We start from the raw sequence: 23,705 nt of genomic DNA, 5'->3' as shown, positions 1-23,705 counted from the left end.
GGGAGAGGCCGTATTGCTGACAAAGAGGCTCGGCGGATGAGTCCGAGCGGATCGGGCCGTGTCAGGCGGCCCGAGTGATGGAACCAGACGCGGCCTGCTCAGGCCGCGTTTTTTATGGTCGGTCGACTCGTCCGTCGACGCTGGCGGCCGCTTGGCCTCTAGCCTCTCCTGATATTGGGCAGGAAGGCGGTCAGCAGGCCAATAAGGGGCAGATAGGCGCAGACCTGATAGACGGTTTCGATGCTGGTGGCATCGGCCAATTTGCCCAGCAGGGCGGCCCCTATCCCTCCCATGCCGAAGGCGAAGCCGAAGAAGAGGCCGGAAATGGTGCCGACCTTGCCGGGTACCAGATCCTGGGCGTAGACCAGGATGGCGGAGAAGGCCGACGCCAGGATGAGGCCGATGACGATCGACAGCACCGAGGTCCAGAACAGGTCGACGTGGGGCAGCAGCAGGGTGAAGGGAGCGACGCCGAGGATGGAGATCCAGATCACCCGCTTGCGACCGATGCGATCGCCGAGCGGCCCGCCGAGCACTGTCCCCGCCGCGACGGCAAACAGGAAGGCGAACAGATAGAGCTGGGCGCTCTCCAGCGACAGGTGGAACTTGTCCATCAGGTAGAAGGTGTAATAGCTGCTCAGGCTGGCCATGTAGAAGAACTTGGAGAACATCAGCAGACCGAGGATGGCCAGTGACCAGCCAATCTGGCGGCGGCTCAGGCCGGTACCGGCATGGGCTCTCATCCGCCGATGGAAGCTGGCGGCATGGTGGCTGGACCAGCGGCCGACGAAGCTGAGCACGATGACCCCGATGAGTGCGAACAACGAGAACCAGGCCGCACTGCCCTGTCCCTTCGGCACTATGATGAGCGCCGCGAGCAGGGGGCCGATGGCCGATCCCAGATTGCCGCCGATCTGGAACAGAGACTGGGCCAGACCAGGCTGGTTGCCGGCCGCCATGCGGGCGACCCGGGAGGATTCCGGGTGGAAGACGGAGGAGCCCATGCCGATCAGCATGGCCGACAACAGCACGGCGCCAAAGCTGCCTGCCTGCGACAGGTAGAGCAGCCCCACCAGCGTGAAGCCCATGCCCAGAGGCAGGGAGTAGGGCATGGGTCTGCGGTCGGTATAGAGGCCGATCAGGGGTTGCAGCAGCGAGGCCGTGAACTGGTAGGTGAGGGTGATGAGACCTATCTGGGTGAACGACAGATCGAGCCCCAGCTTCAGGAGGGGATAGATGGCCAGCAGTACCGACTGCATCATGTCGTTCAACAGGTGCGAGAAGCTGATGGCGGCGATCACCGGATAAGCGGTGGTAGTCGGGTTGTCCACCGCGGGCGGGGCGGTGATCGGGGTGTCGGTACTCAAGGTCTTGTCCATGGCTGGGGTATCACTCCCTCTACCATGCCCTATCCCGGCGTATCTGGACATAACCAAAGTGGGCGAACGCCCGGATTGCGTTCGCGTGGCGCGCAGGCCGTTCATGCTGACGGCGTGTGGATGGCTGGTCAGATCTTGTGCTTGGCGCGGGGCGGATTAGTATAGAAGGCCTGCCGCCGTTATCCGGCTCATCACCCGCCATGGAGGGAACATGTTCGAAAGCCTGGGTGTCATCAACGTCTGGACCTATCTGGTCGGTCTCTTCTTCATCATCATCGCCCCGGGCCCGAACTCCCTCTACGTGCTGCGAACCGGTGCCGTGCGCGGCATAGGCCCGGGTTATCGCGCCGCCCTCGGCGTCTTCGTCGGCGATGCCATTCTCATTTTCTGCGCCTATCTGGGGATCGCGTCCCTCATTCGCACCACCCCATTGCTCTTTACCCTGGTGCGCTATCTGGGCGCCATCTATCTGCTTTATCTGGGGGTGAAGATCCTGCACGCGAACTTCATCGCCAAAAAGGCGGGACCGGCGTCCGAGATGGATCCCGGTGAGCGCTATTTTACCAAGGCCCTCACCCTGAGCCTCACCAATCCCAAGGCGATCCTGTTCTACGTCTCTTTCTTCGTGCAGTTCATCGACTTCAGCTATGCCCACACCTGGATCTCCTACCTGGTGCTGGCTGGCATGCTGGAAGCGATGAGTTTCGTCTACCTGACCCTGCTGATCTTCGGCGGTACCCTGATGGCCCGCTTTTTCCGTCAGCGCCAGACGGCGGCCCGTCTCGGCAACGGCCTTATCGGCCTCTTCTTCATGGGGTTTGCGGCCAGGCTGGCGACGCTCTCCTCCTGACCCTGGGGATTGCTGACCGTCCGGTGTCGGGCACCTAGTCTGGCCAGCAATCCTTGCCCACCGGGATGAAGCGGGACTGGTAGACGATGAGCTTCTGGTTGCCCGGCTGATTGATCCGGGGATTGTGGTAGGTCTCCCCGGGCAGCAGGTACTTGCTGTCCGCCTCGCTGTCCGCCTGCTGGCAGCCCCGTTTCACCATGAACTCGAAATAGGTGTTGCCGGTATTGGTGATGGTGCTCTGTGCCGGGTCCAACTGGTATGCAAAACGTGACTGACGCGGACGCACCACCAGGATGGACTGCAGGGCCAGTTTCACCTCGACGGTTCCCTGGTGCTGCGTCTGGCTGCCTTCATCCACCTGGGCTGCTGGTGACTCGGTGAAGGTGATGCGGTAGTAACGCTCATGGTCATCGGCGGGCCCCTTGTAGTAGAACTTGACGTTCTGGGCATGTCTGGCGTGCAGGGTGAAGCGCCTGGGGGCAAACAGCAGCTCACCGGGGACGGTGGGCAGTGTCCTGCCTCTGGCCGTGGGGTCGCTGATTTTTTCCATCTGTATGTCGTACAGCTTGGGTGAAGCACTGTTGTTGGTCAGGGTTCTGGTAATGAACTCCTGCTCTGGCGCCATGGCAAGAGTCATGGCGCCGATGTCGAGGGCGGCGGCCTGTGAGGCCAGCAAGCCGCCCAGCAAGGGCCAAAGTAGACGATGCATGTTGTACTCCATGGTCAGCGCCAGGTCCCCTTGATGGTGATGGTGCCGCTTTGTTCCACCTCGCCTTCCCACATCTCGTCGCCCATGGTGCGCTGCACCATGGGATCGGTCAGGTCGAATTCCAGCGCCAGCTTGTAAAACCGGGTGATGCCCTGACCGTTGACGGGATCATTCCACTCCTGCGGTGGTTGATTGTCCTGTATTCCGAGGGTGCGAATATCCACCGGTGTGCGATCGCAGCGAATGGCGTGCCGTGAACCCGCTCCATGAGCCACCGAATCGAATACCAGCCTGGTAGGGATGGGGACGGCCTGTTCAGGTGCGAAGGAGCCTGCCGGATAGAAAGTGCAATATCCCCGATAAGGCGACCCCCTGTCCTGTGAAATAGAAATTTCCAGCATATCGGCACTGATGGGGCCGCTATCAGAGATATTGTATGAGAAGCTCAGAATGTCTTTTCCGACCTGCCCCTCCCTGTAAGGATTGCTGACGCCCTCCGAAGACAAGATGGATACGCTGAAGTCCCGCGGCTTTATCACGATTTCAGTGGTGCCACTGAATTCATAAAACCCACTTTCTGGTGCTTTGACATTTCGCATGTTGAAGTTAATCAAACTTCTTGTCAGTTGATCCTGAAGCCCGAGTCTGACCACCTGTTTGAAAAAATTACTGGAGAGAAACAGATAAATAGACGACTGCCCATTGAGATAGCCGATCTTGTAGTCAGCACCCTTGCTTGCCCAATTGGTGAGATTTGCGCTCATTTGCACATCTGCACTGGCAATGGCGCTGTTCAGGGCCGCATTTTTTATGTTTGTGTATACATAGGGATCGGAGAAGGACTGACTACCATCCTGACTGAAATCGTAGTCAAGAAAACGGCAGAGAATACCATCACGGGTACCCAGCCGATAATTCTCGCAGCCTTGTGAACCGGGTAACACATAGGGTGCTCCATTGCTGTCCACGATCACTTCACTGATGGCATTGGTCTGTATAAAACGAAGATGACCCGCTTTCTTGTGCTGTACCTTTCTCACATACCAGGTGCCGCTGCTTTGATCTATGCAACGCTCACCCGAGGCTGCATCATAGGCTCTGGTGGTCCTGCAGAGGTTCATTTCCCTGTTCAGGATGGCTCCAACCGGCATTGTACGCAGGTAATCAAAGAAGCTGGCGCTCAATTTTGCATGAGCATATCCAGTTGCCGCCTTCGTTAATCCAAAGAAACCTGTTTCATTGACGACGCTCGGCTTGTTGACCGCCTCTGCCGTTTGCGGGTCACATCCAGACCAGCTCTTTATGCAACGCTGATTGATATAAGGATACCGAATCGGGCCGTTTTCCCACATGTCGATATTGTCGTTGGTGACTGTGTAGTTATAGCCATTGTCAGCATATGCCAGGCTGACCTGTCTGGAGTCGGACGTCCAGGCATTGCCACCTGACAAGCGAGGGTCCAGATAATCGGTTGGGGTAATGAATAAATTGTTGTCCTCCTGATTTTCAATAAACAGCAAATGACGAAGATCGGCATCAGCCAGATTATATTTTGTGACAGCCGCACTGCCTTGCTGTGCCCAGCCGGCGCCAAGTGCAATGACCAGCAGCAATCTGTGTGTGATGTTCATGTTCAATACTCTCTCACCATGGCGTAGGTGGGCAGTCCCTGGCAGGTCACGATGCCGACCCAGGCCGCGCCCGTGTGTTGTGCAAGATCCAGGTCGGCTTCACAGAAGTCGCTTCCCCGGCGGAAAGTCAGCATGGGGTTGGCCTTGTCCACGTCCAGGGTGAACTCGCCGACCTCGTTGGTCACCGTGGTGCCGATGTGGTTGTCAATGCGGGCGTTAGCAAGCAGCGAGCCATCTTCTGCCCTGAGTACGCCAAACACGGTGACCATCTCCTTGATGCTGCTGCCGGCATCCAGAGTGGCGACGTTGCCGGGGAACAGGGTATAGCGCTGCTTGCCGGTGTTGATGTCATAGCTGTCCTTGCCCGTCTTGCTGTTGAGCAGTTCCACCTCGTATTCCTGATAAGGCGGGAGCGCCAGGAAGGTCTGTTCCCCTTGCAGGGGGTAGTCCTGTCCATTCACCTTGGCGAGCATCTGTCCTTCCCGGTGGATGCCGGTATTGATGATGAGGCCTGAACCAGAGGTGCTCCGGCTGGATGCGATCACGTCGTTCTCCGTGGTGATCAGGGCACCCCGTGCAATCAGGTTGCCATTCACGTCGCCGCCATGACCGCGACCCAGCGTTATGGTGCCGCCGATGACCCTATTTTCGAACCCCAGGGTGCCGGAAAGCGCCATATTGTGTGTGTCGCTGCCGTGCATCATGCGGGAGGCATTCAGTGCGGCCAGGTTGATGGCTCCCTCCATGCGCTTCTGATAGTTGAGGTTGGCCGTGGTCTGGCCCTGCTCGTTGCTGCTCATGCCGAAGCTGAACAGATTGTCGAACGGGATGGAGTAGTCCAGGGTGATGCTCTTGTTGCTGAATCCATTGAGTGTGCCACTGTCGCTCTGCAGGCTGGCGCGCATGGAGAGGGTGCCGTATCGGCCCGCATAGAGGTGCTGGTAGTAATCCGCATAACTGCGATCGCTGTTCATCTGACGGTCGTGCGTGGTGTTGAAGGTCAGTTGACCCATGCCGCTGACCCAGCCACCCAGATTGATCGTGATGCCGGCAGAGTAGAGCTCGGTTGCACTCACTCCCAGGGCATCGCCTGCATACAGTTTTTCCTGGCTGACCCACAGGGAGGCATTGTCATGGGCTTGCCAGGAAAGGCTGGACGCCAGCCGCCAGGAGTGATCGGTGGACAGCATGCTTTGCAACTGGGTGCCGAGGCGATCCGTGACCTGCCAGCTTGCGCGTGCCTCGCCGACGGCCGCATCCCTGAAAGCATAGGTGGTCGTCGCCAGATCAAGGGCATCCAGCGAGCGTGCCAGCGACAGACCGAGCAGGGGGGAATCGCCGCTGTGCTGGCTGTTCTCCATCATGCCTCCCCACCATTGCCATCCCCACTCCCGGGTAAAGCCCTGATTGCCGCCCAGCTTGGTGACTCGCTGGGTGGTCGTGCTGGTCAGGCGGCCGTCGACATAGACTTCGACCGTGACGTTGTAGACCCCGTTGGGGAACGCGGAGGTGTCGATGTGCTGGTTGCCGATCGCCAGGTTTTGCAGGCCTATCAGGCGTTCATCCCGATAGACCCTGACCTCGCCGTTGGCGGGCATGAAGACTTGCACCGGAGTGGTCGATTCGTTGGTGGTCTGTTTTCGAGATTGCGCCTGGTTGCCATAGGATGCGCCGTAGAGGCGACCCGTGGTCAGGCCCGTCACCACCCCCAGGGTCTGCAGGTCCCATGTCGAGACCATGCCTGCTGCGATGCGGCGATCATCGAGATCCCGTTCGTACATGGCGCGGTAGATATCGCCGCTCTGCTCCGGCTCACCCAGGTTGTAAAGGGAGGCATCCACGGCGACATGGTGCGCGCCCAGCCCGACGGTACTCTCCAGCTGCAGGAAATTGGAGTCCTGGTGTCCGCTCTGGGGGGTATTGATGAAGGAGTAACCCAGGTTGTAGCGCTGTACGCCCGTCAGGGTGTCCACCGTCGGGGTCAGTGCGACACGGTTGTCAGATTGCCTCGCCTGGCCAAAGGCATCCCGTGACACCCGGATGGTGAGCAGCATGGCGACGAGGTCCAGCTGCATGCTGGCATCGGCATCGATCTGCAAGTCGCCATCGGCAGAAAAGGTGCGTCTTTGCTTGCTGGAGAGCAGAGTGGTAAGGGCATCGTTCAGCACACCTTGCTGCTGGCCGGCACTGAAATCAAGGTGCAACAAGTGCAGCTTGCCGTCTTGCAGCAGCAGGGTGGCATTGCCGATGGTGTCGTCGGTCAGGGTGTCGATCCTGTTGTCCTCATCCGTGTATCGCAGGCGTACCGGTACCGCCAGCCCCTCTTCCAGCGCCTTGGCAAAACTGGCAGGAATGATGACGTTGGCAATTTTGAGAGGGGCAGCAGTGCTGGCCGAGGCTGACATCGCAATCAGCCAGGAGAACGGCAACAGCCAGGCTTTTTTCAACATATCGAGCACCATGGTTCCGGGTGTGGAGAACGAGAGCCGTCACCCTGCAAGAGGGTGGGGCGGTACCGTGATTGGGGATTACTTGATGACGACGAATTCCTGACCCAGCCAGAGTCCCAGGTGGCTCTTTGGATCACGCATATTGACCTGCTTGAACCGGCGCTGCTTGCCCGGCAGGTCGTAGTAGGTTTCCTTGCACAGCTCCTCGCCTTTCAGGCAGGGGCCATACGCTACCGTGCGATAGGAGGCATTGCCCTGGTTGGTGAGCATGTCGTCCTTCAGGTCGTAGGCGAACCGGTGCTGGCGTGGTGTTACCACCAGAATGGTGCCTATCTGTGCTGACGTGGTGGCAACCGCCTGGCGGCGTTCGTTGCGCTGATCGTCGACGGAGAGCGCCGTGTCCAGCCAGCGGATGCGGTAGTAACGCTCCTTGTCATCCTGCGGGCCCTTGTAAAAGAACCTGACGTTGTTTCTGGCATTGGCGGGCAGCATCAGCCGACTGGGTGACAACATCAGCTCGCCGCTGACTTCCATGGGGATCTCCTGCCCTCCCTCTTCCGGTGAGGTGATGCGTGTCACGCTGATCGTGACCAATCTGGCCTGGTCGCTGCCATTTTCAATCTGTTTGGCGACCTCCTGGCTGCCTGCATCGATGAAGGTGGTGACGGCGCCGACATTGATCGCCTGGCTGATACCGGGAATGAGCAGCAGCCAGATCGCTGCAATTTTCAGGTTCATGATGTGCCCCTAAGAGAACAAAGGGCCCCGCAGGGCCCTCAATGGTATGCGGTGGATGAGTTAGCTCCAGTTCGCTACGAACTCGACGTTGACTTCACCGCTCCACAGGCCGTCCGGCAGGGCGTCAAAGGTGGTGGGGGTGCCGCTGGCAGTGGCACTTTCAATGTTGAAAGTGAAGGAACCCTGCGCCGTGACGCGTTCGGCATCGTTCTTGAAGCCGTTGGCAAGAGGAGAAAGATTCCCCCCCGTGATGCCGGCAGCGGTGTCGATCAGGGTGGTGTAGGCGGTTGTGCTGACCGGTGCGCCGCCCCACAGCACGCCCACATCGACGGTGGAGTCGCCACCGAGGTGATTCAGGGTGCCGTTCAGTTTCTTCGCCTTCAGGGTGAAGTCGGTCGCGCTGGCATCACCCTTGATGGCGACATCGAACAGGCCGTTGACGGTGTTGAACCCCTTGATCCCTTCGGCATATTGGAAGGAGAGGCTGGAGAGCGGGGTGACCACCAGCTCGGAAGTGGTGTCTTTCTTGGCAGTGGCCTGCCAGGTCGCGACGGCAGACGCTTCTACGGCGGCTTGAGCGGTGGCGGCAAAGCCCAGGGTAGCCACGGACAGAGCAATCAGAGTCTTCTTCATTACGATATTTCCTACATATCTTCTGGATGGTATTGACCACCCGGTTGGTTCATTGCCCGTCAGGGGCATGCCTTGCCACGTTGGTGACGATTCGACCAGTCGTGGCAGCCGGACCTGGAACAGGTTGCTCCTCGGACCAGCTTGTTTTTTCGTCGATCAAGATAGCGATCGGATCTGTCTTGATCGACCGAATGGTGTGTAGGAAAAATCCCAAAGGAAAGTGGGTGTAAACCCTTATAAAATAAATTTTTTTCTTTTTCTTTCAGTGGCTTGCCTCTTCCCATGTATTTGATTTATATGTTTTTTTGGTCTTTTTTTCGTAGGAGGAAGACAGTTGGAAAAACCGGGAAGGGGGGAAATCAGCAAGGGAGGAAAATTGGCAAAAAAGGGCCTCATACGAGGAAATGTAAGTGCAATGTATTGATAAATATATAAAAAATTAGTGAAGCTATAATGATGATTAACTTGAAAATGCCATTTTTATATTCATTTAACATATGTAAAACAAAAATGGGTTGTATGGTGTCGTTGCTTGATTTGTAGTTAATATGCTCGTCGGACAGGGCTGAATAACGGATCTATATATGGCGAAGGTATTGATAGTAGATGATCATCCAGCAATAAGAATGGCCGTGAGCATGTTGTTAAAGCAGGATGAACATCATATTTTAGGCGAAGTGGATAATGGTGTCGATGCTATCGCCATGGCCAAGAAAACCCATCCGGATATTGTCATTCTTGATATTGGAATACCTCAGCTTGATGGCATCGAAGTGATAAAAAGAATCAAGATGCTGGATATTGGCGCCAAGATTCTGGTGCTGTCTGCACAGTCCACCCACCATATTATGGTGCGGTGCCTGCAAGCCGGTGCCGAGGGGTTCTTGTCCAAGCTGGATGATTTGTATTTGCTGAAGGATGCGATCGCAAAAATAGAGAAGCGGCAACTCTATTACCCCCGTGACGTCATCGCCGGCGCCAGACATGCCCACACCGTCGATCGGGAAGATCTGCTGTCGACCCTCTCTTCCCGCGAGATGAGCGTGCTGCTGCAGATTTGTCAGGGCCATGCCAACAAGCAGATTGCCCAAAGCATGCTGCTGAGCGAGAAAACCGTCAGTACCTACAAGACCCGGTTGATGAAGAAACTCAACATCACCAACATCGTTGATCTGTTCAGTCTGGCCAGACGGCAGAAACTGCTGTGAACAGGGGGAAACCGCTGCTGTTCCTGCTGGCGCTGGTCTGGGCGTGGCCACTGGTGGCCCGGGAACCGGAAGAGCCCCTGCTGCAAGTCTATTCGCGGGATGGCGGGGAATACCTCGATGCCAGCCCCTTGCCGCTGCATGGGGAGGAGTGGCGCTGGTTGCAGGAGCGCGAGCGGCTGATCCTGGGGGTGCCCAGACCCGACAACCCCCCCATGGACATCACCCTGAGGGCGAATGCTTATGAAGGGGTGACGGCCGACATCGTCGGCATGTTGACCCATCTGCTGCACATCGAGATCCTGGTGAAGGGATATCCCTCCAGGGCGGCTGCCATTGAAGCGCTCCAGCGGGGGGAGATCGATCTGCTGAGTACCTCCAACTCCTATGAGCGTGAACAGCATCTTCTGCTGACTGACAAATATATTGCTGATGACCCTGCCATCTATAAAAACATTCAGATCAAAGAGCGGGAAATAAGAACAATAGCCGTGCCGGAGTATTATTTGCCGTTCATGGACATCATGCGCTATCTGTCGGACTACAAAATTAAAATATACCCGTCCCGCTATAGTGCATTGTCCGCGGTGGCATATGGTCAGGTTGATGCCGTCATGGTGGACATGATCTCCGGCAATTTCATCGTCAACAAGTTCTATCAGAACAGCATTCAATTATTGAAGCCGCTCTATATCGATACCGCCGGTTTTGCCTTTGCCCTCAACCCCAAGGAGCGGCGACTCAAGAGGATCATGGATATCGCGCTGGGGGAGATCCTCGATGGCAAGCGAGCGGAAGTGGCCAAACGCTGGAATGGGGGCGGTCTCTCCATCGGTGCCAGCAGGATCGACCTGAGCCGCGAGCAATGGAAATGGCTGGGCAAGCGAGAGAAAATCCGGATTGCGGTGAACAGCGGCATTCCGCCCCTCAGTTTTTATGACGTCACCGGTACCATGCACGGCGTGGTCGCCGATCTGCTGCAGGTCATGCGGGCCAAGCTGGGAGTGGAGCTCGAGGTGGTGCCTGCCAAGACACCGGAGCAGATGACCCAGTTGCTGGATAGCGGCCAGGTGGATGCGGGAGTGTTGAGCCCCTCTGCCGAGCGCAGGAACCGCTATCTGTTCAGCCGGGCCTTTGTCCTCGATCCCCTCTCCTATGTGGTGGGGCTGCACCACAGGAAGACTCCCCCTGCATCGCTGCTCAAGACCGGTACCGTGGCCATGGTCAGGGGCTTTATCTCGACCCAGGCCATCGAGGCGGAATACGGCAAGCTGACGTCGCGGCAGTTCGATACGATTGAAGACGCCATGCGTTGTGTGGCGATGGAAGTGTGTGATGTGACCATACTGCCGCTGCGGGTGGCCAAGTACTACGTCAACAGCAAATTCCCCGACAGCCTGCTCATCACGGGAGAGCTGTTCGATTCCATCCCCATCGGTGCCGCGTTTGCGGTCACCCCCGCGCATCCCGTACTACGGGACATTCTGGACAAGGTGATTGCCATCATTCCGCCGGATGAGCTGGAAGGGCTCTCCAACCGCTGGCGGGTCAATGTCAAACAGGAGAGTGTCTCCTGGCAGGAGTTGATTCAGGAGTTCGGGGTCTTTATCGCGTTGATCCTGCTGTTGACCCTCTGGGTTGGCCTGTGGGGCCTGTCCCTGCGCAAGCAGATCCGCGAGCGGCGGCTGGTGGAGGGGGCGCTGAGCACCCAGCTCAAGTTCATCGCCGATCTGGTGGACGGGACACCTCACCCCATCTATGCGCGGGATCTGAACGGGATCCTGGTGCTGTGCAACAGCAGCTATGCCAGCTTCCTTGGCGAGCCCAAGGCCGGTCTGCTCGGCACGGGCCTGGACGACGCGCGAACGCGCTGGCCTTTTCTTGCTCCCTTGCTCGGGGATCTGGTGCTTTCCTGTGACAGCCGCCGCGCCCAGGAGGGGGATCACCGTCTGGGCCTGCCGACGGGCGGGGTCGACGTCTATCACTGGGTTCAGCCTTACTACGATCTGGACGGCAATGTGCAGGGGGGGGTGGGGGGCTGGATTGACGTCAGCGAACGGGTACGCCTGCTCGATGAGCTGGCGGTGGCCAGCCAGGAGGCCCAGGAGGCTAACCGTGCCAAGAGCACCTTCCTCGCGACCATGAGCCACGAGATCCGTACCCCCATGAATGCCATCATCGGCTTGCTGGAACTGGCGCTCAAGCGGGGTCGGCTGCACGAGGAGGATCAGGCCTCCCTCGCCATTGCCCATGGCTCGGCCAGCGATCTGCTGAGCCTCATCGGCGACATCCTGGATATTTCCAAGATCGAGTCTGGCCGGTTTGAACTGGCCCCCGAGCCCCATGACATCGTGACCCTGACTGCGTCGGTCGTCACCGTATTCACTGCGCTGGCGAGGCAGAAAAACCTGCGGCTGGAGCTCGTCACGGGCGATCCGTCCTGGGTGCAGATCGATGGTCTTTGTTACAAGCAGATCGTCTCCAACCTGATCAGCAACGCCATCAAGTACACCGATTGCGGATCGGTCACGGTGACGCTGGCTTCTCGGGTCAGCGATGGCTGGTGTACCGTGCAGCTAACCATCCTGGATACCGGTATCGGCATCGATCAGGCCGAGCAGGCCAGGCTGTTCGAGCCCTTCAGCCAGGCCAGCCAACCCGAGAAAATCCAGCAGTCGGGTACAGGCCTGGGTCTGATGATCTCCCGCTCCCTGTGCGAGACGATGGGCGGCTCCTTGAAACTGGAGAGTACGCCCGGGCAGGGGACCCGGGTCAGTGTCGAGATGAAGCTGCCGGTGGCCGATGCCGTGGCGATGCCCGCTGCGCTTGCACAGGATCCGGTGGTGGAGCCGGGGCGGCGACTGAAGATCATGGTCGTGGACGATCATCCAGCCAACCGGTTGCTGGTCAGCCAGCAGCTGGCCTATCTGGGTCATGACGCCACGGCCGTCGAGTCGGGAGAAGAGGCGCTGCGGCGGCTGGTCGAAGCCAGGGTGGATGTCGTCATGACCGACTTCAACATGCCCGGCATGAACGGATTCGAGCTGGCTCGTCAGTGCCGTGAGCTGGAGCGGCTGCACGGCTGGCGACGCACCGTGATCCTCGGGCTGACGGCCGATGCGCGGCAGGAGCAGATCAATGAAGGGCAGGCGGCAGGGATGGATGACTGTCTGTTCAAGCCCGTCGGACTGGAGGCGCTCGATCACTGCCTGCGTCGGCACATGCAGCGGGAAGAGCAGAGTGACATGGCCGCCTGCATGGAGGAGATCCGGCGGTATCTGGGGCCGCTGACTGCACACCAGTCGACCCTGATGGTGCCTCTGCTGGCGGAGTTCGTGCGGGCCAGTGACGACGATATCGCGGGATTGCAACGGGCTGCGGAGGAGGGGCATGTTGGCCAGTTCATCGACCGCATACATCGCCTGAAAGGGGGCGCCAGAATAATGGGCACTCTGAAACTGGTGGCGACCTGCAGCGAAATAGAATCCTGGGAACTCGATCAGGCCAGGCTGCCCGAGGCGCTGGCCCGTTTGCAGCAAGAGTACGAGGTTGTTCGGCTGGCGGCGACCCAACTTCAGGTGATGGACGGGGAGGAATGAAGGCATGGGGACATGCCTTCGGATCCTGTGGTCAGCCCAGCCAGTACACCATCAACTCATAGGCGGCGTCGCCCACCTGGTCCGGTCTGGCTGACGGGGCCTGATAGCTGAGGTAATAGCGGGTCGCCTGCGCCAGGGGGAGGGCGCAGCTTGCTTCGAGGGGTTGTCCGTTGAGCGCCAGCGTGATCCGGAGATCATCCTGCTGTGGCAGGGAGCCGTAGAGTGCGCGGGCTTGCAAGCGATAGGTGGTGTTGAAATCCGGGTGGCTCAGGTCTGCTGCCAGGATCTGGACGGGAGCCTGTGCCGGATCCGAATTGATGGCCTGGAGACCTGGGTGGGTAAGCGCTACTTCCATGCTGGTCTCTTTGCTGGCGGTGGCCTGCCAGTTCAGCTGGCTCACCTGCGTATTGGCGTGAACGGCGGCACTGCTGCAACCGATCATCACTGCCAGCACCATGCTTTTTTGAAACATAGTTATCTCCTTTGTCGGACTGGGCCCTCCTTGGCGAGGGCCTCCTCTTATCGGCGCTTTCCCCGAATGCTGAACCGCTCTCCCCGGATTCGCCCATGAGTCGGCGGCAGATAAGGGGTATGATCCGCCCCTGGCGCCATGCCATTGACGGAGGAGAGCCATGCTCGAAAATCAGATGATGTTGTTGGCAGTGTTTGAGCGAGCGGCGCTGATGCTGATGACGCTCTTTCTTCTCACCCGCACCCGGCCGTTCCAGCGATTGTTCCAGAAGCGTGACCACACCCCGGCCGAGCTGGTGCTGGTGGCGGCCATCTTCTGTCTGTTCGCGGTGTTCAGCACCTACACCGGCATTCCGGTGGAGGGGGCCCTCATCAACGTGCGGATCATCGCCATCATCTCGGGCGGCATCCTGTTCGGCCCCTGGGTCGGCATTCCGGCCGGGGTCATCTCGGGGCTGCACCGTTATCTCATCGACATGGATGGTCACACCTCCATTCCCTGTCTCATCGCCAGCATCATCGCCGGCCTGCTTGCCACCTGGCTGCACCTGCGCTGTCGCAAGTCGCGGCTCTGGCTCTATGGCATCCTGGCGGGGATGGCCTGCGAGGGGCTGACCATGCTGCTTATCTGGCAACTGACCGAGCCCCATGCGGTAGGTGTGGAGATTGTCAGTCATATTGCCTACCCGATGATCGCCGGGGCGCTCTGTATCGGGCTCATCATCAAGCTGGTGCAGGATCTGGATGACGAGAAGGAGCTGATTGCCGCCAAGCAGGCGAAGCTGGCGCTCGACATCGCCAACAAGACGTTGCCGTTTTTCCAGAACATCGATCGCCACTCCCTGAGCCAGGTGTGCGGCATCATTCGCAGCGAGATCAGCGCCGATGCGGTGGCCATCACCGACACCCGCGATGTGCTGGCCTATGTGGGGGTGGGCAAGGATTACTACGAGCTGGACGAACACCACGCCATCAGCGACATGACCCACAGAGCGGTGCTGCTCGACCAGATCATCATCAACAACGATCTGCGCCAGTATCACCTCTCCGATTTCCATTCGGTCATCATTATTCCGCTGCGGGAAAACGGCGCCGTCAGCGGCACCCTCAAGATCTACTATCGCCGCACCCACAGCATCACCAGCTCCCTCAAGGAGATGGCGGTGGGTCTCTCCCAGCTCATCTCCACCCAGATGGAGGTGTCGCGCATCGAGCAGCTCAAGGAGATGACCCGCAAGGCGGAGTTCACCGCGCTGCAGAGCAAGATCAACCCCCACTTCCTGTTCAACGCCCTCAATGCCATCTCGTCGCTGATCCGCATCCGTCCCCAGCAGGCACGCCAGCTGATCGCGAACCTCGCGGATTACCTGCGCTACAACCTCAACAAGGGGGACACCCTCATCGACATCCAGGAGGAGCTGCAGCAGGTGCGCGACTACGTGGCCATCGAGCAGGCCCGCTTCGGCGACAAGCTGGAGGTGGTGTTCGAGGTGGACGACGTGCATATCCAGGTGCCGAGCCTGCTGTTGCAGCCGTTGGTGGAAAACGCCATCCTGCACGGCATCCAGCCCCGCAGTGCGCCGGGTCGGGTCACCATCGAGGTGAAGCAGCTGGCGGGCGGCATCCGGGTCGCGGTGCGCGACACCGGCTACGGCATCAGCCAGGCGGTGATCGACGGGGTCGCCGCCGGTCGGGTGGAGAGCCGCAGCATCGGTCTGATGAACGTGCATCAGCGGGTCAAGCTGCTCTATGGCGACGGCCTGCACCTCAAGCGGCTGGAGCCGGGGACCGAAGTCTGTTTCTATCTGCCTGATCAGGAGGCAATGCCATGCTGAAAGCCATCATAGTGGAAGACGAATGTTTGACACGGGAGGAGCTGGCCTCTCCTGTGCTCCTTATGGGGGCAATGTCATGCTGAAAGCGATCATTGTGGAAGATGAGTATCTGGCCCGCGAGGAGCTGGCATTTCTGGTGGGGCAGCACAGCAACATCGAGATAGTGGCGAGCTTCGAAGACGGGCTGGAGGCGTTCAAGTATCTGCAGGATCACGAGGTGGACGTGGTGTTTCTGGATATCCAGATCCCCGCCATCGACGGCCTGCTGTTGGCCAAGAACCTGCACAAGTCCAGCCACCCGCCCCACATCGTCTTCGTCACCGCCTACAAGGAGTTTGCGGTGGAGGCGTTCGAGCTGGAGGCATTCGACTACATCCTCAAGCCCTACAACGAGCCGCGTCTCATCAATCTGCTGCAGAAGCTCGAACTGGCGGGCAAGTCCCAGCCCCAGGGGGCGGAGTCCGGGACACCACAGAACCGCACCGTCAATCTGGTGAAGGGGGAGCGCATCATCGTCACCCCCTGCGAGCAGATCTACTACGCGGAAGCGGACGAGAAGCTGACCCATGTCTACACCCGTACCGATCGCTACGTGATGACCATGACCCTCAGCGAGTTTGTCAGCCGGTTGCCGGCCGAGGGGTTCTTCCGCTGCCACCGTTCCTACTGCGTCAACATCAACAAGATCCGCGAGATAGTGCCCTGGTTCAACAGCACCTATCTCATCCGGCTCCATGACCTGCCATTCGAGGTGCCGGTCAGTCGCAGCAACATCAAGGCATTCCGTCAGCTGATGCGGCTCTGATTGTCATTCATTCCCGCCGATCTGCATTTCATGCCGTAATCGGTCGGCGGGAGCGGCGTCTTGCCTATAGTGGCCCCAGTTTCCTTAAGGCCATTCCTCGAGACGCATCATGACCAGAGAGCTGAATCGCACCCGCTACCTCACCCTGTTGGGGACCATCATCACCCAGTTCGCGCTGGGATCCGTTTACACCTGGAGCCTGTTCAACGCCCAGCTCTCTGACAAGCTGGACGAGCCGGTGAGCCAGGTCGCCTTCGCCTTCGGCCTGCTCAGCCTCTCCCTGGCGGTGGCCTCCTCCCTGGCGGGCAAGCTGCAGGAGCGGTTCGGGGTGCGCAACGTCACCCTGGGTGCCGGCGTGCTGCTCGGCATCGGCTTCTTCCTCACCGCCCATGCCAGCAACCTGGCGATGCTCTACCTCTGCGCCGGCATCCTGGTCGGTTTTGCCGACGGTACTGGCTACCTGATGACCCTCTCCAACTGCGTGAAGTGGTTCCCGGAGCGCAAGGGGCTCATCTCCGCCTGCTCTATCGGTGCTTATGGCCTCGGCAGCCTGGGCTTCAAGTACATCAACCTGCTGCTGCTCTCCAGCAACGGCCTTGAGACCACCTTCCAGCTGTGGGGGCTGATCGCCATGTCCATGGTGCTGGTGGGTGGCATGCTGATGAAGGATGCACCCAAGCAGGCCGCCGCCGTGCAGCAGAGCGAGAGCCGCGACTTCACCCTGGCCGAGGCGATGCGCAAGCCCCAATACTGGATGCTGGCGCTGATGTTCCTCACCGCCTGCATGAGCGGTCTCTACGTCATCGGCGTGGCCAAGGACATCGGCGAGAAGATGGTGGGCCTGCCGGCCGTGGTCGCCGCCAACGCCGTCGCCATCATCGCCATGGCCAACCTGGGCGGCCGGCTGGTGCTGGGCATCCTCTCCGACAAGATGTCCCGTATCCGGGTCATCACCATCGCCCAGTTGATTACCCTGGCGGGGATGGCGCTGCTGCTGTTCGTGCCGCTCAATGCCAACCTCTTCTTCGTGGCGGTGGCCTGCGTGGCGTTCAGCTTCGGCGGTACCATCACCGTCTACCCCTCGCTGGTGAGCGACTTCTTCGGCCTCAACAACCTGACCAAGAACTACGGCGTCATCTATCTGGGCTTTGGTCTGGGCAGCATCATCGGCTCCATTGTGGCCTCCCTGTTCGGCGGCTTCATGGCGACCTTCAACCTGATCCTGGTGTTGCTGGTGGTGGCCCTGGTGCTCTCCCTCACCATCCGCCTGCCGGCTCCCGTTGCGGCTGTCGACAGGGCCTGACCCCTCTCGCTTCTCAAGTTATAAAAAAAGACCCGGGCCTTGGCCCGGGTCTTTGCATGTCAAGGGGTGGACTCAGCGCGGGGGCAGACCCAGCAGGGCGCGCAGCTGGTGCGCGGTGGCCTCGACGGCGGGCCAGTCACGGCCAGTGACGGTGACGTGGCCCATCTTGCGGCCGGGGCGGGCTTCGCCCTTGCCATAGAGGTGAAGGTGGACCCCGGGCAGGGCCAGGGCGCTAGCCCAGTCCGGCGTGCCGTCTTGCCACAGATCCCCGAGCAGGTTGAGCAGGATGGCGGGCTGAACCTCAGCCTGTGCCGGCAGCGGCAGATCGCACAGGGCGCGCACCTGCAACTCGAACTGGCTGCAACCGGCATTGTCGATGCTGGGATGACCCGAATTGTGGGGCCGGGGGGCCATCTCGTTGACCAGCAGCTCACCGCCGACCAGGAAGAACTCCACCGTCAGCACACCCACATAGTCGAGGGCGGCGATGATGTGCTCGGCGATGCGCTGGGCTTCGCGCTCCAGGGCGGGCACATTGGCCGGGGAGCGGGTCTGATCCAGGATGCCGCCGCTGTGCCAGTTCTGCACCAGGGGCAGGGCACTGATGGCACCGCTCGGACTGCGGGCCAGGGTGAGGGCAAACTCCCCCTCCAGTGGCAGACGTTTTTCCAGCACGCAAGGGACACCGCTGGCGGCCAGGGCCGCTGGCAATTCGCCCGCATTGTGGATAGTCCACTGCCCCTTGCCATCGTAGCCCTCGCGGGCGGTCTTGAGGATGGCGGGGAAGAGGTCGCCGGGCTGGGCGGGCAGCGGCTCGCCGGGCAGCAGGGTCAGGTTCGGGGCGACCGGTACGCCGGCGCGGGTCAGGAAGGCTTTCTCTTCCCGGCGATCCTGACAGACACGTACTGCGCTCGCTGCCGGGCGCACCGGCTTGTACTGCTCCAGCAGGGCCAGGGAGGCGGCGGGCACGTTTTCGAACTCGCAGGTGATGGCGTCGCAGCGGCTGGCCAGGTCGCGCAGGGCATCGGCATCGTCATAGGCGGCAACGATCTGCTCGTCGGCGGCTGCACCGGCGATGCTGATGGGGTCCGGGTCCAGCACGATCACCTTGTAGCCGAGACGGTGGGCAGACATCACGAAGTAGCGGCCGAGCTGGCCGCCACCGAGCATACCCAAAGTGGCGGGGGGCAGTATCATGCTGGCTCCTCCAGGGTGAGCGCCAGCACCCGGTCGCGCTCCTTGGCGCGGAAGCCGTCGAGCTGCTGGTGATAACGGGGAGCGTCGCCATCCTGGGCGACAGAGAGCAGGGACACGGCGAACAGACCGGCATTGGCGGCACCCGCCTCGCCGATGGCGAAGGTGGCGACCGGCACGCCCTTGGGCATCTGCACGATGGAGAGCAGGGAATCCATCCCCTTGAGCTGGCGGGTGGGGATGGGCACGCCCAGCACCGGGATCGTGGTCTTGGCGGCCAGCATGCCCGGCAGGTGGGCTGCGCCGCCGGCGCCAGCGATGATGGCGCGCAGACCACGATCGCGCGCACTGGCGGCATATTCAAACAGGAGATCCGGGGTGCGATGGGCGGATACGACGCGCGCTTCATAGGGCACGCCGTGCTCCTTGAGGATGCGGGCGGCGGCCTGCATCACGGGCCAGTCAGAGTCGGAGCCCATTACCAGGCCGATCATAGGGGGGGTCGTCATTACGGCTTCCTCGGATGTCAAACGTTTGCCGCATGTTACCAAAAAGCCGTGGGATCTGGCTCAACATTTCTTGTGTTTGACCCGCTCGAATGACGGTCAACGAGCCTCAAGGTACGAGAGGGGGCGAGGATCTGCGCCACTTGGCACCGACTTTGGGTAAAAACGACATTAGAAATCCAGATGGCTATACATCCAAGACAGCTCTGCCTATAATCCCCCCGCTTTGGCGCATCATGCTTAAAAGGGAATCCGGTGAGAATCCGGAGCTGGCGCGCAGCGGTAAGGGGGAACGAAGCGACATCAGGGCACTGCCGTCAGGTGGGAAGCCGTCGCCGTAGGCCATCAGCCCCCAAGCCCGAAGACCTGCCAAAGTTCGTATTTCGGGCCGAGAGAAACCGGCCACGAAGTAGATGCTTACGCGAACTTAAGGATCTCTCATGTCCAAGACATTATTGGCGGCTGCCCTGTTGCCAACGGCGGCCTTTGCCCAACAACTGACCATCCCCGTCAATCCCACCATGGTGGTGACCGCTACCCGTGTCGCCCAGCCTGCCTCCAGTGTGCTGGCTCCCGTCAACGTGGTGACCCGTGACGAGATCGATCGCCTGCAAGCCCAGACCGTGACCGACGTGGTCAAGACCCTGCCCGGCGTGGAAGTGGTCAGCAACGGCGGCCGCGGCCAGCTCAGCTCGCTGCGGGTACGTGGTGGCACCTCTTCCCAGACCCTGGTGCTGGTGGACGGGGTGCGCAGCGCCTCTCTGACCGCCGGGATGACCGAGCTCAACAACCTGCCCCTCAACCAGGTGGAGCGGATCGAATATATCCGCGGTGCACGCGCCACTATTTATGGGTCCGATGCCATCGGTGGGGTCATCAACATCATCACTCGCCCGGACCAGGGGACCAATCAGCACCAGTTCAACCTGGGCGCGGGCTCCCACAAGCAGCGTCAGGCTGCCTTCAGCAGCGCCAGCCAGGTGGGTGATGCGGGTCAGATCAAGGTCGCTGGTGGTTTCGATGACGAGACCGGCTACAACGTGCATCCCATCGTCGGGGTGAACGATGGCGACAAGCATGGACACCGGGGCTATAACGCCATGGTGGATTATCAGCAGGCGCTGGCCAGCAACTGGGATCTGTTCGGTACGACCCGCTGGTTCCGCAACATTGCCCAGTACGACAGATCCTCTGCCGCTTCCGCCTGGGGCCCGGCGTTTCATCAACGCAACGAGACCTGGACCGAGAACCAGAGCTACCAGCTCGGCTCCCGCTATCATGACGAGCGCTACCTGAGCGAGCTGCGCGGCGCCTTCTCCAAACAGGATGCCTACGACTACCCGGATACCAGCGGCCGCGATCAGTCCGCTGATCGACTCTATACCCGTCAATACACCCTGAACTGGGTCAACAGCGTCAAGTTGGACGAGAGCTGGACCCTGGGGGGCGGCGCCGACTGGCAGCGCGACATGCTGGACGATAGTTCCCGCTCCTCTGGCGTCGCCTTCCCGAGTGAGGCCGATGAGCGTGACAACACCGGGCTCTATGCCCTGGCCCAGTTTGACAACCAGGTCTGGCAGGCCGAGCTGAGCGGTCGCAGCGATGACAACGAGCAGTTCGGACGTCACAACACCTGGCAAACCGGCGCTGGCTGGCGCTTCGTTGAGGATTATCGCCTCAGTGCCCGTTACGGCACCGGTTTCCGTGCCCCCTCCTTCAACGATCTCTACTACCCGGGGTCCGGCAATCCGGATCTGAAGCCGGAAGAGTCGAAAAGCCACGAGTTGATGCTGGACGGACAGACCGCTGGTGTGGAGTGGCGCTTGACCGGTTATCGCAACGACTTCGAGCAGATGATCCAGTGGGCACCGGACAGCCAGGGCATGTGGACGCCGCAAAACGTCGGCAAGGCGCGGATTGAAGGGGTTGAGCTGGAAGGGGAGTTCGAGACCGGCTGGCTGAGCCATCGCGTTTCCGCCGAATACAAGGATCCCAAGGACAAGGTCACCGACAAGCAGTTGCAGCTGATCTCCCGCAAGGGGGCCAAGTGGGTGAGCCAGGCGCAGTGGCAGCAGTTCGATGGCTCCCTGAGCTGGATCTACCAGGGTGAGCGTTATGGTGACGCGGCCAATACCACCCAGCTGGGCGGTTACAGCGTGTGGAACCTGGCGGTGGGCTATCAGGTTGCACCGTCCTGGAAGGTCTCCGGCAAGGTCAGCAACCTGCTGGACAAGGAATACCAGACCTCGGTGGGTTACCCGGCTGACGAGCGTGCCTACTATGTGACGGTGGACTACGCACTCTGATCCCCTTGTCTGGATCTGAAAAATCAGGGGCCCTGCCATTGGCAGGGCCTTTTCTATTGGCGCCGGGCGGGAGTATGATCGCGGCCTCGCATTCAAGGGGGAGCTCAGGTGGCCAATATTCTCGTGTTCGACTCCGGTATGGGCGGTCTGACCGTCTATGGGGAGATCCGTCGCGCTCTGCCGGAGCACAACTATTTCTACAGTTTCGACAATGCCCACTTTCCCTATGGCGAGCTGAGTGAGGCGGCCCTCATCGAGGCTTGTACCGGACTGGTCAGCCACATGGTGGCCGAGCACGCCATTGATCTGGTGGTGATCGCCTGCAATACCGCCAGCACCATTGCCCTGCCATCCCTGCGTACCGCACTCAGCATTCCCGTGGTCGGCGTGGTCCCCGCGATCAAGCCTGCCGCCGCCCTGACCCGTAACGGCTACATCGGTCTGCTGGCAACGCCCGGCACCGTCAGCCGTGACTATACCCATGAACTCATTGCCCAGTTCGCCCCGGGCAAGCATGTGCTGCTGAAGGGGGCCACCGAACTGGTTATCGAAGCCGAGCGCAAGCTGGCGGGGTTGCCGGTCAATATGGCCCTGCTCAGAGAGGTGCTCGCAGACTGGATGGAAGGGGAGGAGAGGCCGGATACCCTGGTACTGGGATGTACCCACTTCCCCTTGCTCAACGAAGAGATCAAACAGCTGATGCCGGAATGCCAACTGGTCGATTCGGGTCTTGCCGTGGCAAGGCGGGTGGCGCATCTGCTGGCGACACTGCCGGTCCAGGCGCCTGGCGAGGGGACGGGACGTGCCTACTGCACGCGACTGGATGCTGGGGCCCAGAAACTGACAGCCCCCTTGCAAGCTTGGGGGCTGTCGTCACTCGAAGAAGTGGTGTACTGAATATCAGGCGTCGACGTCGTTGACGTCCTTCTCATCCCGGTCCCGCTTGTCATTTGCTTCACGCACTTTCAGGGTGCGCTGCTGATACTCCTTGTCATTGAGCGCGGCGATGGCCTTGGCCGCATCGGCGACAGGCATCTCCACAAACCCGAAGCCCCTGCGTTTGCCGGTGGCCTTGTCCTTCATCAGACGAACTGACAGTACCTGACCTTGCTCGGCAAAGAGTTCGCGCACCGCAATCTCGTTGGCGCGATAGGGCAGGTTGCCTACATATAAGGTGCAAGTCTCCTGATTGGCGATCGCTTCAGCTGCATTAGCCGGGGTTCTTTTCAGGAGCAGCGGTACCACGAAACCGCCAATGGCCAGACCGGCGGCAAAAATGACTTCGACTTTCAGAGAGAACTGCAGGGCCTGGGCAACCAGATAGCCGAGCAGCGCCAATACCAGAGCAAGAACTGCTGCCTGCACATAAACGGGAAACTTGGATAAATTCATCTTTAAAGACCTTTTGTAAATGAAAGCAAAAAAGGTGCAACACTCTATTCACCTTCATGGTAACCAGCTTTACGACCAGACGCTACCATGGACCACTTGAGGCAAATTATCCGCTTCAGTATGGCATTCCTTCAGCCAGGAAGATCCTGATAAATGCCAATAAAAGAGGGCTGAAATCATCAGCTTGTGGATAACATTGTATATATACACTGGGTAAGTTGTTTCTAACTGGATAATTTGAAGTTTCCGTGACTTTCTTCAAAAAATCCCTTGTCATCGTAACCGGCCTCCCTATAATGCGCCCCTACCAGCACGGCGGACCACGCCGAACTGATGAGCTAGCTTCCTCGTGAAGCCAGCGCCGAAAGAAAAGCGAAAACAACCGCTTGACTTTCGAAGTGAGGAGCGTAAGATGCGCCTCCTCAACGCGATAAGCGTGACGCTCTTTAACAATTTGAATCAAGCAATCTGTGTGGGCACTCACAGCATCGAGCATCAAAAACAATTTTTGATTTTCAATGTCTGATGAAGTGACCAAAGCAACGAAAGTTGCAGCAGTTAATTCAGCAATTCATTGAGCCGCTTTGCTTAAGCGATTAAGCAGGCAACCAAACTTAAATTGAAGAGTTTGATCATGGCTCAGATTGAACGCTGGCGGCAGGCCTAACACATGCAAGTCGAGCGGCAGCGGGAAAGTAG

General features: G+C 59.7%; 18 protein-coding genes, 1 rRNA gene and 1 riboswitch. Of the genes, 9 read left to right on the top strand and 10 right to left on the bottom strand.

What is annotated here, in order from left to right; genetic code table 11:
* Positions 1–158 precede the first annotated feature (158 nt).
* Positions 159–1,379 carry an MFS transporter gene (locus tag AB5Y68_RS14375; RefSeq protein ID WP_039040678.1) on the bottom strand — a complete coding sequence of 407 codons (1,221 nt, stop codon included), beginning with the start codon at positions 1,377–1,379 and terminating at the stop codon, positions 159–161.
* A gap of 211 nt (positions 1,380–1,590) precedes the next feature.
* Between AB5Y68_RS14375 and leuE the strand changes: the two genes are divergently transcribed.
* On the top strand, positions 1,591–2,229 hold the full coding sequence (gene leuE / locus AB5Y68_RS14370) for a leucine efflux protein LeuE (protein WP_010672336.1): 639 nt from the start codon (positions 1,591–1,593) through the stop codon (positions 2,227–2,229).
* Between the two features lie 34 nt (positions 2,230–2,263).
* Here the strand turns inward: leuE and AB5Y68_RS14365 are convergent, their stop codons facing one another.
* The 5 genes from AB5Y68_RS14365 to AB5Y68_RS14345 form a co-directional block, all read right to left on the bottom strand.
* On the bottom strand, positions 2,264–2,938 hold the full coding sequence (locus AB5Y68_RS14365) for a fimbria/pilus periplasmic chaperone (protein WP_039040697.1): 675 nt from the start codon (positions 2,936–2,938) through the stop codon (positions 2,264–2,266).
* A 14-nt stretch (positions 2,939–2,952) separates the two neighbouring features.
* Complete coding sequence (locus tag AB5Y68_RS14360) at positions 2,953–4,569, bottom strand: hypothetical protein (RefSeq protein WP_039040679.1); 1,617 nt, start codon at positions 4,567–4,569, stop codon at positions 2,953–2,955.
* A gap of 2 nt (positions 4,570–4,571) precedes the next feature.
* Entirely contained in the window at positions 4,572–7,019 is a 2,448-nt protein-coding gene (locus AB5Y68_RS14355; protein WP_234704038.1) for a fimbrial biogenesis outer membrane usher protein, read from the bottom strand.
* Between the two features lie 78 nt (positions 7,020–7,097).
* Positions 7,098–7,757, bottom strand: a complete 660-nt coding sequence (locus AB5Y68_RS14350; protein ID WP_039040681.1) for a fimbria/pilus periplasmic chaperone — start codon at positions 7,755–7,757, stop codon at positions 7,098–7,100.
* 60 nt (positions 7,758–7,817) lie between these two features.
* Positions 7,818–8,390, bottom strand: coding sequence for a common pilus major fimbrillin subunit EcpA (locus AB5Y68_RS14345; protein ID WP_010672341.1), 573 nt, complete (start codon positions 8,388–8,390; stop codon positions 7,818–7,820).
* A gap of 584 nt (positions 8,391–8,974) precedes the next feature.
* Here AB5Y68_RS14345 and AB5Y68_RS14340 point away from each other — a divergent pair.
* Complete coding sequence (locus AB5Y68_RS14340; RefSeq protein WP_368207291.1) at positions 8,975–9,598, top strand: response regulator; 624 nt, start codon at positions 8,975–8,977, stop codon at positions 9,596–9,598.
* A gap of 53 nt (positions 9,599–9,651) precedes the next feature.
* On the top strand, positions 9,652–13,194 hold the full coding sequence (locus AB5Y68_RS14335; protein ID WP_234704039.1) for a transporter substrate-binding domain-containing protein: 3,543 nt from the start codon (positions 9,652–9,654) through the stop codon (positions 13,192–13,194).
* A gap of 31 nt (positions 13,195–13,225) precedes the next feature.
* Here AB5Y68_RS14335 and AB5Y68_RS14330 read toward each other — a convergent pair whose 3' ends face one another.
* A complete protein-coding gene (locus AB5Y68_RS14330; protein WP_039040683.1) occupies positions 13,226–13,666 on the bottom strand; it encodes a hypothetical protein in 441 nt (146 codons plus the stop codon).
* Between the two features lie 160 nt (positions 13,667–13,826).
* Between AB5Y68_RS14330 and AB5Y68_RS14325 the strand changes: the two genes are divergently transcribed.
* The 3 genes from AB5Y68_RS14325 to AB5Y68_RS14315 all read left to right on the top strand — a co-directional run bounded on the left by AB5Y68_RS14325 (position 13,827) and on the right by AB5Y68_RS14315 (position 17,608).
* A complete protein-coding gene (locus AB5Y68_RS14325; RefSeq protein WP_039040684.1) occupies positions 13,827–15,500 on the top strand; it encodes a sensor histidine kinase in 1,674 nt (557 codons plus the stop codon).
* A gap of 76 nt (positions 15,501–15,576) precedes the next feature.
* The gene (locus tag AB5Y68_RS14320; protein WP_039040685.1) at positions 15,577–16,305 is read left to right on the top strand and encodes a LytTR family DNA-binding domain-containing protein; all 729 of its coding nucleotides are present in this window, start codon (positions 15,577–15,579) and stop codon (positions 16,303–16,305) included.
* Positions 16,306–16,414: 109 nt separating this feature from the next.
* A complete protein-coding gene (locus AB5Y68_RS14315; protein ID WP_039040686.1) occupies positions 16,415–17,608 on the top strand; it encodes an MFS transporter in 1,194 nt (397 codons plus the stop codon).
* Positions 17,609–17,680: 72 nt separating this feature from the next.
* On the opposite strand, the gene AB5Y68_RS14310 is transcribed toward AB5Y68_RS14315, so the two are convergent.
* The gene (locus AB5Y68_RS14310; protein ID WP_039040687.1) at positions 17,681–18,805 is read right to left on the bottom strand and encodes a 5-(carboxyamino)imidazole ribonucleotide synthase; all 1,125 of its coding nucleotides are present in this window, start codon (positions 18,803–18,805) and stop codon (positions 17,681–17,683) included.
* Positions 18,802–19,311 (bottom strand): 5-(carboxyamino)imidazole ribonucleotide mutase, encoded by a 510-nt coding sequence (gene purE / locus AB5Y68_RS14305; protein ID WP_029313402.1) that lies wholly within the window; start codon positions 19,309–19,311, stop codon positions 18,802–18,804. Before purE ends, AB5Y68_RS14310 begins: the two co-directional genes overlap by 4 nt.
* Before the next feature lie 207 nt (positions 19,312–19,518).
* A riboswitch (cobalamin riboswitch) is annotated at positions 19,519–19,697 on the top strand.
* Positions 19,698–19,748: 51 nt separating this feature from the next.
* Here purE and AB5Y68_RS14300 point away from each other — a divergent pair.
* Positions 19,749–21,614: a TonB-dependent receptor gene (locus AB5Y68_RS14300; RefSeq protein ID WP_039040688.1), complete on the top strand. Its 1,866-nt coding sequence runs from the start codon at positions 19,749–19,751 to the stop codon at positions 21,612–21,614.
* Positions 21,615–21,722: 108 nt separating this feature from the next.
* The gene (murI, locus tag AB5Y68_RS14295) at positions 21,723–22,511 is read left to right on the top strand and encodes a glutamate racemase (protein ID WP_010672351.1); all 789 of its coding nucleotides are present in this window, start codon (positions 21,723–21,725) and stop codon (positions 22,509–22,511) included.
* Between the two features lie 3 nt (positions 22,512–22,514).
* Here the strand turns inward: murI and AB5Y68_RS14290 are convergent, their stop codons facing one another.
* Entirely contained in the window at positions 22,515–23,006 is a 492-nt protein-coding gene (locus AB5Y68_RS14290) for an RNA-binding protein (RefSeq protein WP_039040689.1), read from the bottom strand.
* A gap of 616 nt (positions 23,007–23,622) precedes the next feature.
* Here AB5Y68_RS14290 and AB5Y68_RS14285 point away from each other — a divergent pair.
* Positions 23,623–23,705: ribosomal RNA gene (locus AB5Y68_RS14285) — 16S ribosomal RNA — on the top strand; the annotation flags it as partial.

Origin of the sequence: Aeromonas sp. R6-1 (assembly GCF_040908165.1) — a bacterium.
Classification (GTDB): Bacteria; Pseudomonadota; Gammaproteobacteria; order Enterobacterales; family Aeromonadaceae; genus Aeromonas; species Aeromonas caviae.
This window is presented reverse-complemented; position numbering and strand designations above follow the sequence as displayed.